Source organism: Enterocloster sp. 210928-DFI.2.20, from assembly GCF_020554465.1.
Taxonomy (GTDB): domain Bacteria; phylum Bacillota; class Clostridia; order Lachnospirales; family Lachnospiraceae; genus Enterocloster; species Enterocloster bolteae.
The window spans coordinates 1-15,587 of sequence record NZ_JAJCHK010000021.1 but is presented as its reverse complement, the minus strand read 5'-3'; the positions used below and the strand labels follow the sequence as shown (position 1 = coordinate 15,587).

The following is a 15,587-nucleotide window of genomic DNA, read 5'->3' as shown; positions in this document are numbered from 1 at the left end:
CAAAGCTGAATCACTGGAGGGAAAGTACCCCCACCCCTTATGCAGGTTGAACTATCACACCACGTTCGTTTGATACCCCAGGAGATTGAATCGGCAATGAGAAATGCTGGAATCCATGCAAATTCACCTTTGGAGGTATGTAGAATGTACAACGCAGTAGGAATTGATATTTCAAAAAACAAGAGCACCATCGCTATCCTGCAGCCTGGCGGCACTATAATCCGCAAACCTTTCAATGTTTCCCATACATCCCAGAACCTCATTGAACTTGCAGATTACCTTGGTTCTTTAGAGGGCTCAACCAAAATCGTTATGGAATGTACGGTCAGATGCCATGAACCCATGCTTAAGGCTCTGTACGAAGCCAGATTATTCGTTTCCGTTATGAATCCCCACCTGAGCAAAAACTTCGGCAACAACTCCTTGCAAAAGGTCAAATCTGACCCGGCAGACGCCAGCAAGATTGCACGCTATACTCTTGACAACTGGGCAGAATTGCACCAATATTCAGGTATGGACAATACACGTACTCAGTTAAAAACTTTAAACTCTCAATTCAGCTTCTTTATGAAGCAAACGGTTGCCGCAAAAGCAAACCTGATAGCACTGCTGGATAATACTTATCCCGGTGTCAATAAACTCTTTAACAGTCCGCCACGTGAGGACGGAAGCGAAAAATGGGTTGACTATGCCTATTCTTTCTGGCATGTGGAACGTCTCCAGATTTACCCACAGGGAAGCACTAACCGCCTTTGCATGCGTTGACCCCGGTGTGGATGAGCCCGGCCAGCACAAGTCCAAGAGCAACAGGGCTTCAAAAGTTGGCTCTGCCAGGCTTCGCAAGACCTTATTTCAGATCATGGCAACGCTGCTCCAGAATGCCCCTGAGGACGATTCGGTATATCGTTTTCTTGATAAAAAGCGGGTACAAGGAAAGCCTTACTATGCTTACATGACCGCCGCAGCGAATAAGTTCCTCCGCATTTATTATGGCAAGGTCAAAGAGTGCCTGCGAAACTTGGAGCAGGCAGAGTAACATCTGTTTCTATACACAACCCCACCCACCCCATTTTTTCAAAGCCGGCGGTTCTGGCGGCTTAAAGGTTATGCCCTAATATATCAAATTTTATGCGGACACTCCCACTTTTTAATCACTTTAGACAATTCATGATTACACTAATCATCATTTCTTTTTCCTCTGGCCTTGATTCCGCAATCATAATTGTCAAAGCTACCAAAGTATGATCAGAAATTATCTTTTCATCATCCAGAAACAGCGCCTGATTTCTATCCATAAAATATAAGAAAATAGCAGCAGCAATCCTTTTATTCCCATCCGAAAAAGAATGATTCTTTGTAATAAAGTATAACAAATTTGCTGCTTTTTCTTCCAAAGACGGATAAACTTCCTGGCCTGCAAAGGTCTGGTAAATTGCTCCAATACTTCCCTTAAAAGAATCATCCTTCTCATTACCGAAAACATTACTGTACTCTCCATAGCTCATACTGTCAATTACTTTCCGACACTCTTCGTAAGAGAGTATATAAATAGTATTCCCACCTTCTGGCCGCTTCATATTTTGATGGTCATATGCATCCAACAAGTCCAGAGCTAAGTTATATTTTTCAATCACTGATAAAATCTGTTTTGCATCCAACTGTTCTTCTGTCCGTTTCATAATCCGCATCACCTCTTTTAAATGATAGTTGCGGTCTGATCCTGCAACTCCTCTTTCAGCGCATTGTTAACATGTTTTCCAATCGTTTTTACATCACGCTCAAATAATTCGGCCATCTGATTACGGTTTAACCAAACGGTATCCTGTTTCGGCGTTATGGGTACTTCTAACGCAACATTGCCATCTGTAAATAAAACAATTTCCTTCTTAATGCATTAAACAACCCTGTCTTAATTATTTTGCATGTCTAAAACATGTTTGAATCAATATCAAATATATCTTCTGTTTCCATACAATCCTTTATCATATTCTGTATCGCTGTAGAATTATTCGAATTATTGTAAGCTCTCCACATCCATCTTTGTCTATCCTCTTTTTCATTTTCTTGATTAAAACTATTCGCAGCCTCCAAATAAATCATAGTTTCTATCACTTTTGGAAGCTTTAATCTATTAGCTTTACGTTATACTTATTCTATCACATTTTATAGTCTTTTTTATCAGAAAACGTCATTAATCATTTTATAAATTATAACTAAAAAACAATGCCTGCTCCCTATGTTTGGAAAACGTTTTCATTTACTATTTTTTGTAATTGTCATTTCTACTGATTAGCCTATTTCATATTTTCGACAATTGGCAACAATCTTCCACATGGGTAGAGGTGGTGATTCGGATACCCGGAAGGCGCAGTTTCGCTTTGGCGGAAGCCCTATACCTCTTGCCAAAAGAGACGTCAAGCCCTATTTTTCAGTTAACTCTACGCCCACATCCTGTTTTTAGATTATACCATAGATTTTTAGATTTGGGGATGCTTCGCATCGCCAGAAAGAGAATTGTTTGCTGGTAGTAATTACTGCCAACAATAAAGCCCTTGAGCCTGGTTAACTCAAGAGCTTTATTCTTAACAGCATTCACGACTTATGAGAACAAAACCTTGTATTTTTTCTATCTATGGCCTCTCATAACTTATCCTCTGGATTATAGGTAAGGTTAAATACCAAGTCAGATAACCACTTCTTGAAAGATGGGTTATCCTGAAACTGTTTGAACAGCTCCATGTTGTCTGCCATAATAGAGAAAATGACATGCTGCAGGGCACGTTCACTTTCCAGCCTTGCACTTTGTTCATCTGAGTTTCGCATAGCGTTCTGGTAGGTTTCATCCTTAGATACCATCTCTGGAATAGCGACAATTTGTCGCTGCACATTCTCTGAGTCTTTCCAGTTGATGTTGCCAAACATATCATTGAAATCGGCAACAATTCTGGATAGTATATCCATTTCAGGCTCGACAATATGTCCTGTCTTACCTGCTGGAACTGGAGCCACCTCCGCATCTGCGTCCTCTAATTTAATGGATATCATCTCACGTGCTTCATTTCGATAGCTCTTCAGATCAATAACTTCCAGAATTCCATCTGACATATCATTATCGCGCGGAGACGGCAATTTCCGAATAAGTAAATTCAAAAAGATGGATAGCTTCTCCCATTCCATATTTCCATAAGGAAGTATCGATCCAAGGAAACCATACGTTCTGACAAAAGATTTTGCAGAACTCTTGAATTTAATCTGGTCATTCGTCTCAAGTTGCTTATATACAGCTGTACAAGCATCAAGGATAGAATCGATACGGTCACGGTTAACTCCATTTAAAAACAAGTCAACCACGCGTTCAATGTCTTCAATTGTATATATCTGATACGCCTCCATATCCGCAATCAGATCGTATAGCTTGTTTGGATCGGTTTCTCCTGACAAGATGGTTGTCCGGTAAAATGTAGAGAATGCTTTCTCAATGACCTCCGTCTTATTTGCAAAATCAAGCACAAACGTATCCTCCTTACCTGGACAGGCACGATTCAGTCTCGAAAGCGTCTGAACGGCACCTATATCGTAAAGAGACTTGTCCACATACATGGTATGGAGCAACGGCTCATCAAATCCAGTCTGAAACATATCTGCAACAATTAAAATACGGTATGGGTCTTTTTTTAATTCTTTCGGTATCTTAGAATCCGAAAAGCCATTCATTGCTGCGGAAGTTAATGCTGGTTCCTGACCATTATATTTATGTTCACCAGAAAATGCCACAATACTTTTATATGGGCTGTGCCGCTCTGCGAGACACTTGTTAATGGCATAGTAGTATTCAACACAACGAGGGATGCTTGCTGTTACAACCATCGCACGAGCCTTGCCGTTTATCTTCTTTTTGGCAATTACCTGTTCATGAAAATGTTCAACCATCATAGCCGCTTTCTTTGCTATGGTGTAGGAGTCGCTTTCCACAAAAGAGCGAAGCTTCTTCTGGGCACGTTTTTTATCAAACATAGGGTCATCATCCACCGTTTTCATGATACGGTAGAAGCTGTCAATGGCAGTATAATTCTTCAGCACATCGAGAATGAAACCTTCCTGTATGGCCTGTTTCATCGTATAGACATGGTATGGCTTCGCTTTTTGTGTGCCATCCTCATTTAAAATAGGCTTTCCGAATTCATCATACATTTTCTTGCCGAACATCTCCAGTGTCTTGTTCTTTGGCGTGGCAGTGAAAGCAAAGTAGCTGGCTGTAGTTAGGAGTTTTCTGCCTTCCATCATAGCGTTAATCTTGTCCTCATTGTCCATTTCTTCCTCAGAAGCAAAACCAGAAAGAGCCAGATTCATTTGTGCGGAGTTACGTCCGCTCTGACCAGAGTGTGCTTCATCTATGATAACGGCAAAACGATTATTTTTATGATTTTGACCGATTTCCGTCACAATGTATGGGAATTTCTCCACCGTGGTAATGATGATTCGCTTGCCGTCTTGAATTGCTTTCCGCAGATCACTGGAATGTTCTGCCCATATGACAGTATTCTTGACCTGCATAAATTGTTTGATAGTATTACGAATCTGTTTATCCAGTATACGACGATCCGTAACCACAAGCACGGAGTCAATCAAGGGATGGCCGGCCTTTTCCAAGCCAATCAACTGATGAGCAAGCCATGCAATTGAATTGGACTTGCCGCTGCCTGCACTGTGCTGAATCAGATATCGCTTGCCGATACCGTTTTCTTTCACATCAGCGAGAAGTTTCTCAACGGCATCCAACTGATGATAACGTGGGAATACCTGCTTAATAGTTTTCTTCTTGGTATCCTCGTCCGTTTCTTCAATAACTTGCGCATAGTTCTCTATAATTTTGGAAAGTTTTTGTTTAGTCAAAATATCCTTCCATAAATAGTCTGTCATTAGACCATCCGGGTTTGGCGGGTTACCTGCACCATCCATATAACCTTTATTAAAAGGTAAGAACCAGCTGTCCTGCTTGGCAAGCTTTGTGCAAAATTTAATTGTGGCATCATCCACGGCAAAATGCACCATACACCTTTTGAAAGAAAAGATAAGATCACGAGGATCTCTATCGTCCATATACTGCTGCACAGCATTTTCTGTATTCTGTTTTGTCAACTGATTTTTCAGTTCCATCGTAACAACTGGAAGACCGTTAATGAACAGGCAGAGATCAAGTGTGAGCTTTGTTGAATCCTGTGAATAACGGAGCTGACGGGTCACACTGAAAATGTTTTTCTCATACATTTCCTTCTGCTTTTGATTTTTCTCAGTTGGCGTGAGGTAGAACATGATGAGATCTGCAGGATAAACCTTGACTCCGTTTCTCAGAACATCGATTATACCGCGCTTGGCAAGCTCGCCTTGTAAGCGGTTTAAAAACTGGCGCTTCTTGGCATCGGAGTAGCACACACCGAGTTTCTCGATTTCCTCTGTCTGCGTGTTCTGTAGAAAGCGGAAAAGGCGAACCTCATCTATCGCATATTCTTTATTATAATCTTCATTCGAGCCTTGCTCGTAGCCATTCTGCTCAACAAACCATTTCACTATGAGGGATTCAAGTCCTTCTTCTCTGGTATTTGCAAAAGCCATAATTACTCCTCCTGTTCACCAGTTTCATCGATACCTACATCCTCTTCAGAAATAGTGCCCGTTTCATCCACCACATATTCAAAGTCAGGTACCTCAATGCCACGAACATCAATTTTACCTGTAACTACATCGGAAATGAGGCGGGTCTTAAACTCATCAAGTACTTCTCTCTCTTTCTTAATGGTTTCTATAATCTTGGCATATTTCTCATGCTGAATATCCAAATATGCGGCAATTTCCTTCTGTTCATTCATTGGTGGTATAACTACTGGCATCTGTTTTAATAGATTCTGCCCCAACGATGCACGGATAACAATGTTCATCATTGAAGAAAAGTGATTTCTGATGGCTGGAATTTTGAGGTAATATTTCATATAATCAATATCAACCAAAGTACGATATGGTCTGCATCTGATAACAAATCCAGAAAACACTGCTTTTTCTATTGTGTGCTTACAGACAGTCGCCATGCCAACTTCCTCTATATTTTCTGATGTCCGGGTAAAAAAGATATCTCCTTTACGAACAGAAAACGTCTTTTGCTGCTGTTCGTTGGAGCGGGCAACACCGCTCACTGTTTCTGGCAATTCCAAGTGGCGGTAGACATCTCCATAACTAACAAAAGGTGTACCAGAAGTAAAGAAAACACCGGATTCGCTGATTCCATTTTGAAATGAGCAGAATCTTCCAAGTTTTATAAGGCTCCAATCCGAAGGGATATCTCCAATCCATCTGTTTCCACTGTCCTTTAGTGCTGAATTATGCAAACCATGTAATACAGTCTCACTAATAATTTTCTTTTCCTGTTCCTCAAGTTCTTTTATTTGCATTTGCTTTATAGAAATCAACTTGTTAATTCTCGATATTTTCCAATTCAAAAATTTAACTATTTGATCTTGTTCGGAACGCGGAGGTATTGGCAATAGGACATTTCCTAAGTAATCCATTGATATTCGCATTCTCACAGAAGTTAGTGTACCAGATTCACTTTCATGCATAAGAATACCTTTTCCAAGTCCAATTAAGCTTCTTTGGAACGTCATCAACCGAAAAATATAATGGTAATACCATACGTTATTGTCATCATGAGGATAAAGAGCATAATAAACCGGACTAATTGCTCCGAAATATCGAGAAACACCAGCAGCCCCTGATACAACATTCATACAGTTTACAAGAAGATCATTTTTATGTGCTATATTATATTGGGTTAAATCACTTTTGGGTTTATTTCCTCCAGTTCCCTCTTTTTTTGCATAAGGAATGACTCCTTGTTTTGCGGTCAAAGATAGAATGTTGTCTGTTATGACAGGATTGTTTCGCTCTTTGCGCATCGCAAAAATAGCCTTTAAACGTTTTACATTCCAATGTGATGGTATAGTATCTACCCATTTTTGTTTTATGGTAGAATAGGAAGGATAATCATCATACATATACAATCCCCCCTAATATCTCTGAAAGCATTCCATTAGCTTCTTTTTCAAGATTATGCAACGTATCTAAAATTTCATGCATTTCCCTTAACTTGACTGGTTTATAAAAATACTTATTAAAGCTAATCTCATAACCAATAGATGTTTTTTTCTCATCAATCCATGCATCAGGAGCATAGGTCAGAACCTCATTCTGCATAAAAGAGCTAATACCTCCTTCATACAAAAGTGGAATGATTTCTGTATCCCTCAAATCAGCATCTGGTTCACCATCAATTGGCTGTGCTGCTGGGTCTTTTTCTGTGATAAACGGACGTACTTTTTTAAGGATAGCGACTTTTAACTTTGTCTCTTTAGCGAATGCTGTCCAATCATCTAAAGGTGTGCCAATTGGAACAGATGCGATCGCTTTTCTGACAGCTTTCATTTCATCTGCATTTTTTAAAATACCCACAGGAATTTCCCGGTCTGGATATATTCGGAGACGAAGAGGTCTCTCGATTGTAATAGACCAATAACCAAATTCTTCATTGGTAAAAATTCGGCTGACCTCGCTTTCTTCCATTTCCAGATATATTCGCAATATTTCCTTACGTATTTCAGAAGTAAATTCACAATTTTTTTTCCCCATGTTTTTGCGGAGAGGATTTTTCATTCTTGATGCATCTATTAGTTGGATTTTCCCCCGTCTCTGTTCTTCTTTTTTATTTGACAGTATCCAAATAAAAGTTCCAATTCCAGTATTATAAAACATATTATCTGGTAATGAAATGATAGCTTCTACCATGTCATTTTCTATCAAAAACCTACGGGTATTACTTTCTCCCGATCCTGCGTCCCCAGTAAAAAGAGAGGAACCGTTATGCACCTCAACAATACGACTGCCAAGAGCAGTGTCTTTCTTCATCTTGGATACATTGTTCAACAGGAACAGAAGTTGACCATCACTGGTACGAGGAATCATTGCCATCTCCTCTCCACCCTCAAGATATGTATTAAATCGAGTGTCGAGGATTTCCTTTTTTCCACCCATTTTTTCCGCATCTGTTTTCCAACTCTTACCATAAGGCGGATTAGACAGCATGAAATCAAATTGACGGGACGGATTTTGATCGGAGGAGAGCGTAGAACCAAATCCGATATGCTCCGCCTGATCCCCATCCCCCTTTAGTAGCATATCCGCTTTTGCTATAGCATAAGTCTCTGGATTGATTTCCTGACCGAATAGGTGAATGGAGACCTTCTTTCCGCGCTTTGCGGCGAGTGTGAGAAGTCTTTCCTGTGCTACCGTAAGCATACCACCCGTGCCGCAAGCTCCATCATAGCAGGAGTAGGTGGCATCCTTGATCTGGTCAGCCACAGGAACAAAAATGAGGTCTGCCATGAGTTCTACCACATCTCTTGGTGTCCAGTGCTCTCCAGCTTCTTCATTATTTTCTTCATTGAATTTGCGGATAAGTTCCTCGAATATCGTACCCATTCCGTGGTTATCCAGTCCTGGATGGCGAAGGATGGTTTTCTCATCATCCTTGTAAACGGGATTGGGGCTTAAATTGATATCTGGCGATACAAATTTCTCTATAACCGCGCCAAGGATATCCGCATCTACCATAGTAGCAATTTGATTACGAAACTTAAACTTGTCAAGGATTTCCTGAACATTTGGAGAAAAGCCGTTCAGATATTCCTCAAAGTCTTTCTTCAGTGTTTGCTTTTTGGAACGACTCGTAAGATCACGAAGCAGGAAAGGCGACGCATTGCAGAACGCTTGTCCCGCAGCATTGCAAAGTGCCGGCCACTGATTGTTAATCTTGGCCTCGTCCATTTTTTCCTTCATTTTAAGGACGTTTTCCTTTGAGTCCTCCAGCAGAGCATCCAGTCGGCGTATCACTGTCATTGGTAAAATGACGTCACGATATTTTCCGCGCACGTATACATCGCGCAGACAATCGTCCGCAATTCCCCATATTAAATTTACTATCGAATTATGAAGCTGATTATCCATTGTGGTTATTGTCCCTTCACAGCATATTTTATCATATGAAATCATATTTCAATCTTTAACATTAAGATTATAGCATACTTATAGTTTTTAATAATATTGATTAAACCCATTGCCTCATATGTTTGCTTTGTTTGTATTTTACCACATTTTTGTCTTTTAGCCAACTACCGAGCAATATGTTGTCTGTTTTAGCCACTGCTAACAATAAAGTCCTCAGCCCACCGTCTGAGGATTTTATTCTTACCAGTGATATGTACCCGCCAGCGGAAGCCACTCTCTTTTCAGCTTCCGCTGACGCCTTAGTCATCGCACAGGATATCCTGTTTCATCACAATGCCCGACTTAAATTGGATTTCTATTTTATTCTCATTGATGACCTTGATGCTCTGGATCAGCCTCCTGACAAGGTCATCATCAAATTCTCGCTTTAAGTAGCTGGTTTTCTTTATATAGCCGTCCACAGCCTGCGCCCGCTGTTCGTAGGACTCCGCCAGATGGATTTCCCGTATCCGCTTTGCTTTCTTCTTTTTCAATTCCTTGATCTGGTCTGCGATTTCCCGGTACTGCCTGTCGAATTCCTCATCCGCGTTTTCCAGCTTGGTGCTCTCCTCGATCAGCGTCATCATCTGCCTCTGGAGGCTGTCGATCTGCCCGTCATATTCTGTCGGCTCTTTATCGGCGGAGTAGCTGCCGATAATCCGGATCACATTTTCCCGGAATGCTTCCACAAACTCCCCCTGATCCTCCACCACGCTGTTGATAGCCTCCATAATGGCTTCGTGAAGAGTTGTTTCGGCCAGGGTGGGAGAATGGCTACATTTCTTTGTTCCATATTTTAAGCGGCTGTCACAGCGCCATACAGGCTTTTTCACGCCGTACTTTGACCATACCTGCCTGCGGTACGGCTGGCCACATCTCCCGCAGATGCAGATGTCAGAAAGCACAAACTTGGAACTGTACTTCCCTTTTATCGGATCCGCCCTTTTCTTTGAGCCGGGCCGGTAGATGCTGGCGCGGCGGGCCTTTTCCTCCTGTACCCGGTAGAATAATTCTTTCGGGATGATGGCGTCGTGGTCGTCCTCAATGTAATACTGTGGCACGATTCCCCGATTGATCACCTTTTTCTTCGTGAGGAAATCCACCGTGTAGGTCTTCTGCAGCAGGGCGTCCCCCATATACTTCTCGTTGGAGAGCATCCTGTCAATGACGCTGGCGGACCATTTCGGGCTGCCGGTGACGGTGCGGATGCCGTCCGCTTCTAATACTTCTTTGATTTTATAACTGCTGTTGCCCTCTAAAAAAGACGTAAGATCCGGCGCACCAGTTCCGCTTCTTCCGGAACGATGACAAGATTCCCGTCTTCGTCTCTTGTGTAGCCCAGGAATTTTTTGCAGTTGACCCTGACTACACCGTTTTCAAACTGCCTTACAATCCCCCAATGGCAGTTCTCGCTGATGTTGCGGCTTTCCTCCTGCGCCTGGCTGCTGAGTATGGTGATCAGCAGTTCTCCGCTGTGCTGAGTGCTGACCCGGCAGTAGGCCGCTACTTGCAGTCTCTTGTATTGTGTCCGCGCACTCCGGCTATTCTCCAGATTGGGCATTATCCGTCTGGTAATCCCGGTCCCGGATACGGGCTACTCTGTACTGGGACCTGGCCCGTTCATAAATAACCTGCACCATTTCCTTCGCCGGATACCCCGGCTCTTCCTCCAGCGCCTGCAGCTTCCTGGTCAGTTCCGCCGCCTCCCGGCTGTATGGCAGCCCCTGCTCGGCCGTTTCTGGCTCCAGACGGAACCTACCGACCTTTAGTAGTCTTAAAAGTTCCATAAATGCATTTATAATCTGGCTGTCTACCAGGAACACATTTCGGCAGTAAACCCTATTTCCATTTATGTAGTGCTTGCATTTCCAGACGATTTTCTCTCCCGGCTGGCCGCAGTGTTCCACATACCTGCGGTAGGGCTGACCACAGATTCCACAGACCAGACGATCTGCGAACATGGAGCGTTTCCCAAAGCTGTTGGGCTGCATGATGCGTCCCAGCTCCTTACTTTTTTCTTTTCTGCGCTCCTGTACCTTGTAGAACAGTTCCGGTTCCATAAGGGCTGGATAGAATTCGTCTCCCAGATACCTTCGGTTCTCCAGGATTTTTCCAACCGTCCCATGGTTCCAGACCGGCTTATGGTTTGCATTGAGCGCCCCATGATCCGTGAGCCTCCTTGCAAGCTGGTACAGGGAGTTCCCTTCCGAATATGCCTGAAAGACTTCTTTCACAAGTTCCGCCTGTTCCGGGACTATGAGAATCTTTCCTCCTGCCATCCGATACCCCAGCGGCATATGGCGTTGTTTCATACTCTTCTCGCCTCCTGTTCATTTTCTTCCAGTTCCAGGCCATTTTTCAGCCGGAATACCAGCCGGCGCCCAGGCAGCAACGTGATATGCTCCACCAGCAGTAGGAACCGTTCCTCGTCATACGTTTCCAAGATGGCAGGACGGTGGTGGAATACGCCTATCAGATATTCGGTCTGGGATATCTCCCATTCAAAGGCTTTCTGTCCCTTCAGCTGCCGCAGCCGCCTCTGGTGCGCTTCCAGCTGTGCCTCAACTGGTTCTGTCTCTCAATAAAAATGGCAGAGCTTATGCTGTCTTCGGTTAGTATCCTACCCAGCCTGTATCCCTGTCATTTTAGTTCCTGGATATTCTGTTCTATCTCCTGCATCTCCCGTTCCTGCTCCGGGTTGCCCTGGATTGCTTTCAGCGCCTACAGCATGGGAATCAGGATTTCCTCATAATTGCTGTCTAGCCGGTTCCAGAGCCTAAGAAATGCAGTCTGGACGACGTCCTCACGGACTGCCTTCTGGCTGCATTTCTTACTGTCTTTAATATGCTGGTAGCAACACCACTGGATTTTTTCATATGGTTTTCCGATGTAGATTTTCTGCCCGCGAAAATTTGTCCCACACTCCCCACAGGGAATCCGGCTGCTGAATGCATACCGGTTCTGATACACGCTGGTATCCTCTGCACACTGCCGTTCCCTCCGATACTCATAAATCTGACGGACAGCCGCAGCAACCTCCCTGGTAATGATCGGCTCATGGTCATCTGAAATTTTACCCCATATCCTCTTTTACCCGTCTCACATCTATGAAAAGGCCAAAAAATCGGGGTCAAAATCGGCCATTTTTTGCCCGATTTTTTCCTGGATTTTTGCCAAAAACCACTATATCTTGTGGTTTAACTTCTCTATTTTCCTTTCAAACCACAATTCCGCATCATTATTACCGACTCGACATGCACCGTAAGTCGATGTCAAAAAACCATGTGTGCTACACAATATTATAGCGTAACTTATTATCTTTTAAAATAAGAGATTTTCAAGAAATAGAAAAACCAGAAGTACTATAGCGTAACCAAGCGTGTTATAGAAAAACTTGTGCAAGGTAGGCAAATCGTAGTCACTGCCTACCAAATGAGGCGGGCCCGGTATTCCGGAACCCGCCTGCATCATGATTTTTTCTTGTTCATAATCTGTTCACATTTGTTTGATATATTCCATGTTTGGAATCATGTGTCTATCTTTTCTTTAACCCCATTGTCAACCGGCACATGTTTTCTCATAAACGAGGCCGGCAGAAAACTGTCAGCCTCTCCTCTTTTTCAGAACATGCGCACCCGAACATTTGGTATCTGCCTCCATCACTCTCCGCCTTCCGCCTCCCCTATCCTGATGGCTAAATCCAAAACAGTAGCGGCTGTCTCGTCACTGATGAAATGAATATGATTCATCATAATATCATTTATAAGCAATCTCATTTCACAAAACATGTCCTCTGCCGCCTTGGCAGACTGATATTGTACATAAGCTCCTTCAATCATAACTTTATACCTCCCCACCGTTTATATATATATATAAACGCTTTTTTCGGTATTTTTCTCCATACATTTTTTACTTGTGACAAATTCAGTAAGCATGTGGCTGTGAACAACAGTTCAATTTTCAATTAACATTGAGGTGTTTTTCGTTACTAATAACAAAAGACGCCATTATGGCGCCTTAAAATTTTTCCAGTTAACAATTAAACCTGCTACTTTTTTGTCACAGAAATCACAGTTCCAGTGAATGCTTCTGTTTCTTCCAGTTTTCCTGTATAAACAACAGAAACCGTATCTCCTTCTTTGACAGAAGATAATCCTTCTGGTTTTTCTCCTTCAAAGCTAAGAACATAATCCACTCCATCCCCATCGGTGATAACAAACATAAAATCCTTAATGTCACTGATAGTACCTGTAAGAGTGGATTCTTCTTCAGCCATTCTATTTTCACCGCTTTTAGTGGAAGACACATCAAGCGTACTTTCCGCTATCGAAGTGCTAACTATCTGTGTAGGCGCTGCGGAAGATACTTCACCTTTCTGCGCGGAACATCCCGCAACCAACATCAAAGTTACACAAGTAGCTACAAATACATTTCTTTTCTTCATTATCAAATCCTCCTTTTTATAATTTCATAATATTAGACGTATTGTATTTCAAAAAAGTTGCAGATTTTAAAAATTTTTTTAAGTTATCTTTTTAGTTTTCCTATTCATACTTTGTCTATATTTAGTCGATATAATATTTTCGTAGATGTCACCATCTATGCCCCCGAATATTTTGTACATGGATGGGTCTGGTCCTATGGACTAGACCCATCTCCTCTGTTATCCCCATCCTTATCTGGCATCAGTGTCACCACTCGAACACATACCGACGATTTACCATGTCGTATTCTTCTGCAATCCGGAGCGCTCCCCTGGCATCCGTAATCATGCACTTGCCCTCATTACTGCCTATTACTGGGCAGAGTAAAAATGCCTCGCCGGCGGGGTCCACCTGGTAGCCGGTCAGCATATAACCCTCGCTGTCAAATAAGTACCATCCCCATGTCCTCCGCTCCATCTCCTGGAGCCAGTACCAGCCGTTAGCCGCATAGTTGCCGTCTGCAAACTGGTACCACCAGCGCTGCCCGTCTGCGGCCGGCTGAAAGCCCTGGGTGTATGTCACTGGGACCGGGGTATAATCAATATCCCTCAGTTTAAGCACCTTCTGCCAGGGCGTGGCCGCTACTCTGGACTTGATAGTCCCGTAGTTGATGCCCTTGGCCTCAATACACCAACCATCACCTATGTACACCCCGATATGGCCCGGCTTCCAGAGCGCCCAACCGACCATGGACTCGTCCAGATGGTCGATACCCACGCGCTCCACGGCTGTGTCGTGGTAGTTGTAGCTGCCGCGGATGCGCCCAGTGTACCAGCTGATGAGGCCGGAACAGTCCGTGCAGCGCTGGCCTATGTACTTGGCTGCCTTAGCTTTGTAGGTGGATGTGTATGTGCCTGGGTTCTCTCGGGCGAGGCGGTCCAGTATGGCCTGGGTAAGGACCTCGCCCTTGGCGCCGTAGACGTAAGGGGTGCCCAGCTTGTCCTGGCAATGCTGAATTAATCCTGCTGATGTGTTACTCATAGTGTTTTCCTCCATTCAAAAAAAAAATAAGGCCCAGGGGGCATCCCTGAGCCATGAAAAGTTGTGACGTCACAAGTTGCGATATCGCAACGTCCAATTAACCTTCTATCATCTGTTTAAACGCCTGATGCAGGCCTGTACTTGCAAGACCGCTAAAGGCTCCGGCCAGAATGATATCCGGGCTTACACTTCCCGCAATCCAGATGTTAAGTGCCGCTCCCAAGATGGCCACCATGGTAGGGATGTATTTGTTGTCCAGGTCTTTCACCCACTTTTTTGCTATGTAACCTGTAATCAAGCAAATGCCTACAATGACCGCCACCGCATAATTGCTAAAAAATGATAAATCCATATTCTATTCCTCTCTTTCTTTTTCCAGGTCGCCAATCCTATGGTTGGCAACCTTAATCTGTTCCTGTATGACCGCCTGAGTCTCCTCCAGCTTGTATGTGCGTTCAATCACAGTGTTGTGCTTATCCACCTTCTTTTCTAGCTGCTCAATCCGGTAATTGGTCAGCTTGGCAGATGTTACCACACCTACAAAAGCTCCCGCAGCGCTCCCAAGCAGGCCGATGAGCGCCACCATGATATCCGTGGGTATCTGCATATCATATACCTCACCTTTCCTATTCTTCTAAGGCTTCCAACAGCTCTGCCTTTTCCTCTTCTGTCAGGTTCTTGTAACCTTCCAAGATGTCTGCCGGTTCCTCTCCTTGACTTTTCCGAATCCGCAGGGCCCGGATAATGATGTTGCGCTGTATATTGGATAGCATTACATTGCACCTCCTATCATGTCTGCCATTGCTACTGTTAACTGTGCATTATCTGCCTTTAACTGCTGAATCTCTTCTTTGTCAGTCGGTAGTCTATTGATTGGTGTTGTCCCATCGGCCTTGTAAAATACGCCGTTTATGTACTTATCTCCTATCTCACAGGGATATTGCAGGCAATCAACCGCAAAGGCATCGTCACCATATACGCACCGCGCCACCCGGTTGGTTTCTTCATAATGCCCTACCACCACATTCTGTA

15 protein-coding genes and 1 pseudogene are annotated in these 15,587 nt (G+C 43.4%); 1 reads left to right on the top strand and 15 read right to left on the bottom strand.

Annotation, left to right across the window (positions count from 1 at the left end):
- Nucleotides 1–144: 144 nt before the first annotated feature.
- Nucleotides 145–1,036: pseudogene (locus LI015_RS17795) on the top strand (IS110 family transposase).
- Between the two features lie 115 nt (nt 1,037–1,151).
- On the opposite strand, the gene LI015_RS17790 reads toward LI015_RS17795, so the two are convergent.
- From LI015_RS17790 to LI015_RS17725, 15 genes are all read right to left on the bottom strand, one after another.
- Nucleotides 1,152–1,679 (bottom strand): type II toxin-antitoxin system death-on-curing family toxin, encoded by a 528-nt coding sequence (locus LI015_RS17790; protein ID WP_227125893.1) that lies wholly within the window; start codon nt 1,677–1,679, stop codon nt 1,152–1,154.
- A gap of 961 nt (nt 1,680–2,640) precedes the next feature.
- Nucleotides 2,641–5,613 carry a type I restriction endonuclease subunit R gene (locus LI015_RS17785; RefSeq protein WP_227125891.1) on the bottom strand — a complete coding sequence of 991 codons (2,973 nt, stop codon included), beginning with the start codon at nt 5,611–5,613 and terminating at the stop codon, nt 2,641–2,643.
- A 2-nt stretch (nt 5,614–5,615) separates the two neighbouring features.
- Nucleotides 5,616–7,046: a restriction endonuclease subunit S gene (locus LI015_RS17780; protein WP_054354884.1), complete on the bottom strand. Its 1,431-nt coding sequence runs from the start codon at nt 7,044–7,046 to the stop codon at nt 5,616–5,618.
- On the bottom strand, nt 7,039–9,051 hold the full coding sequence (locus LI015_RS17775) for a type I restriction-modification system subunit M (protein WP_227125889.1): 2,013 nt from the start codon (nt 9,049–9,051) through the stop codon (nt 7,039–7,041). The genes LI015_RS17780 and LI015_RS17775 overlap by 8 nt, the downstream gene beginning before the upstream one ends.
- A 299-nt stretch (nt 9,052–9,350) precedes the next feature.
- Complete coding sequence (locus LI015_RS17770) at nt 9,351–10,298, bottom strand: recombinase family protein (protein WP_330629888.1); 948 nt, start codon at nt 10,296–10,298, stop codon at nt 9,351–9,353.
- Nucleotides 10,299–10,345: 47 nt separating this feature from the next.
- Nucleotides 10,346–10,651 (bottom strand): hypothetical protein, encoded by a 306-nt coding sequence (locus LI015_RS28595; RefSeq protein WP_330628631.1) that lies wholly within the window; start codon nt 10,649–10,651, stop codon nt 10,346–10,348.
- Nucleotides 10,632–11,402: a recombinase family protein gene (locus LI015_RS17765; RefSeq protein WP_227125887.1), complete on the bottom strand. Its 771-nt coding sequence runs from the start codon at nt 11,400–11,402 to the stop codon at nt 10,632–10,634. The genes LI015_RS28595 and LI015_RS17765 overlap by 20 nt, the downstream gene beginning before the upstream one ends.
- A gap of 409 nt (nt 11,403–11,811) precedes the next feature.
- Nucleotides 11,812–12,060, bottom strand: a complete 249-nt coding sequence (locus LI015_RS28815) for a zinc ribbon domain-containing protein (RefSeq protein WP_227125885.1) — start codon at nt 12,058–12,060, stop codon at nt 11,812–11,814.
- Nucleotides 12,061–12,749: 689 nt separating this feature from the next.
- A complete protein-coding gene (locus LI015_RS17755; protein WP_002576608.1) occupies nt 12,750–12,929 on the bottom strand; it encodes a hypothetical protein in 180 nt (59 codons plus the stop codon).
- Between the two features lie 209 nt (nt 12,930–13,138).
- Complete coding sequence (locus LI015_RS17750) at nt 13,139–13,534, bottom strand: hypothetical protein (protein ID WP_002578544.1); 396 nt, start codon at nt 13,532–13,534, stop codon at nt 13,139–13,141.
- A gap of 247 nt (nt 13,535–13,781) precedes the next feature.
- Complete coding sequence (locus LI015_RS17745; RefSeq protein ID WP_227125882.1) at nt 13,782–14,555, bottom strand: C40 family peptidase; 774 nt, start codon at nt 14,553–14,555, stop codon at nt 13,782–13,784.
- Between the two features lie 97 nt (nt 14,556–14,652).
- Entirely contained in the window at nt 14,653–14,907 is a 255-nt protein-coding gene (locus tag LI015_RS17740; RefSeq protein WP_021893251.1) for a phage holin family protein, read from the bottom strand.
- A gap of 3 nt (nt 14,908–14,910) precedes the next feature.
- Complete coding sequence (locus LI015_RS17735) at nt 14,911–15,162, bottom strand: hypothetical protein (protein ID WP_027640423.1); 252 nt, start codon at nt 15,160–15,162, stop codon at nt 14,911–14,913.
- Nucleotides 15,163–15,181: 19 nt separating this feature from the next.
- Nucleotides 15,182–15,328, bottom strand: coding sequence for a hypothetical protein (locus tag LI015_RS17730; RefSeq protein WP_227125880.1), 147 nt, complete (start codon nt 15,326–15,328; stop codon nt 15,182–15,184).
- Nucleotides 15,328–15,587, bottom strand: a 260-nt coding sequence (locus LI015_RS17725) for a hypothetical protein (protein ID WP_227125876.1), incomplete at its 5' end; no start/stop codon positions are given. The genes LI015_RS17725 and LI015_RS17730, both read right to left, overlap by 1 nt.

Coding starts and splice junctions, on each gene's coding strand:
- LI015_RS17755 (WP_002576608.1), bottom strand. CDS start 12,929: ATGATTGAAGGAGCTTATGTACAATATCAGTCTGCCAAGGCGGCAGAG.
- LI015_RS17790 (WP_227125893.1), bottom strand. CDS start 1,679: ATGAAACGGACAGAAGAACAGTTGGATGCAAAACAGATTTTATCAGTG.
- LI015_RS17750 (WP_002578544.1), bottom strand. CDS start 13,534: ATGAAGAAAAGAAATGTATTTGTAGCTACTTGTGTAACTTTGATGTTG.
- LI015_RS17785 (WP_227125891.1), bottom strand. CDS start 5,613: ATGGCTTTTGCAAATACCAGAGAAGAAGGACTTGAATCCCTCATAGTG.
- LI015_RS17735 (WP_027640423.1), bottom strand. CDS start 15,162: ATGCAGATACCCACGGATATCATGGTGGCGCTCATCGGCCTGCTTGGG.
- LI015_RS17765 (WP_227125887.1), bottom strand. CDS start 11,402: ATGAAACAACGCCATATGCCGCTGGGGTATCGGATGGCAGGAGGAAAG.
- LI015_RS17775 (WP_227125889.1), bottom strand. CDS start 9,051: ATGGATAATCAGCTTCATAATTCGATAGTAAATTTAATATGGGGAATT.
- LI015_RS17740 (WP_021893251.1), bottom strand. CDS start 14,907: ATGGATTTATCATTTTTTAGCAATTATGCGGTGGCGGTCATTGTAGGC.
- LI015_RS17745 (WP_227125882.1), bottom strand. CDS start 14,555: ATGAGTAACACATCAGCAGGATTAATTCAGCATTGCCAGGACAAGCTG.
- LI015_RS17780 (WP_054354884.1), bottom strand. CDS start 7,046: ATGTATGATGATTATCCTTCCTATTCTACCATAAAACAAAAATGGGTA.
- LI015_RS17730 (WP_227125880.1), bottom strand. CDS start 15,328: ATGCTATCCAATATACAGCGCAACATCATTATCCGGGCCCTGCGGATT.
- LI015_RS28595 (WP_330628631.1), bottom strand. CDS start 10,651: ATGCCCAATCTGGAGAATAGCCGGAGTGCGCGGACACAATACAAGAGA.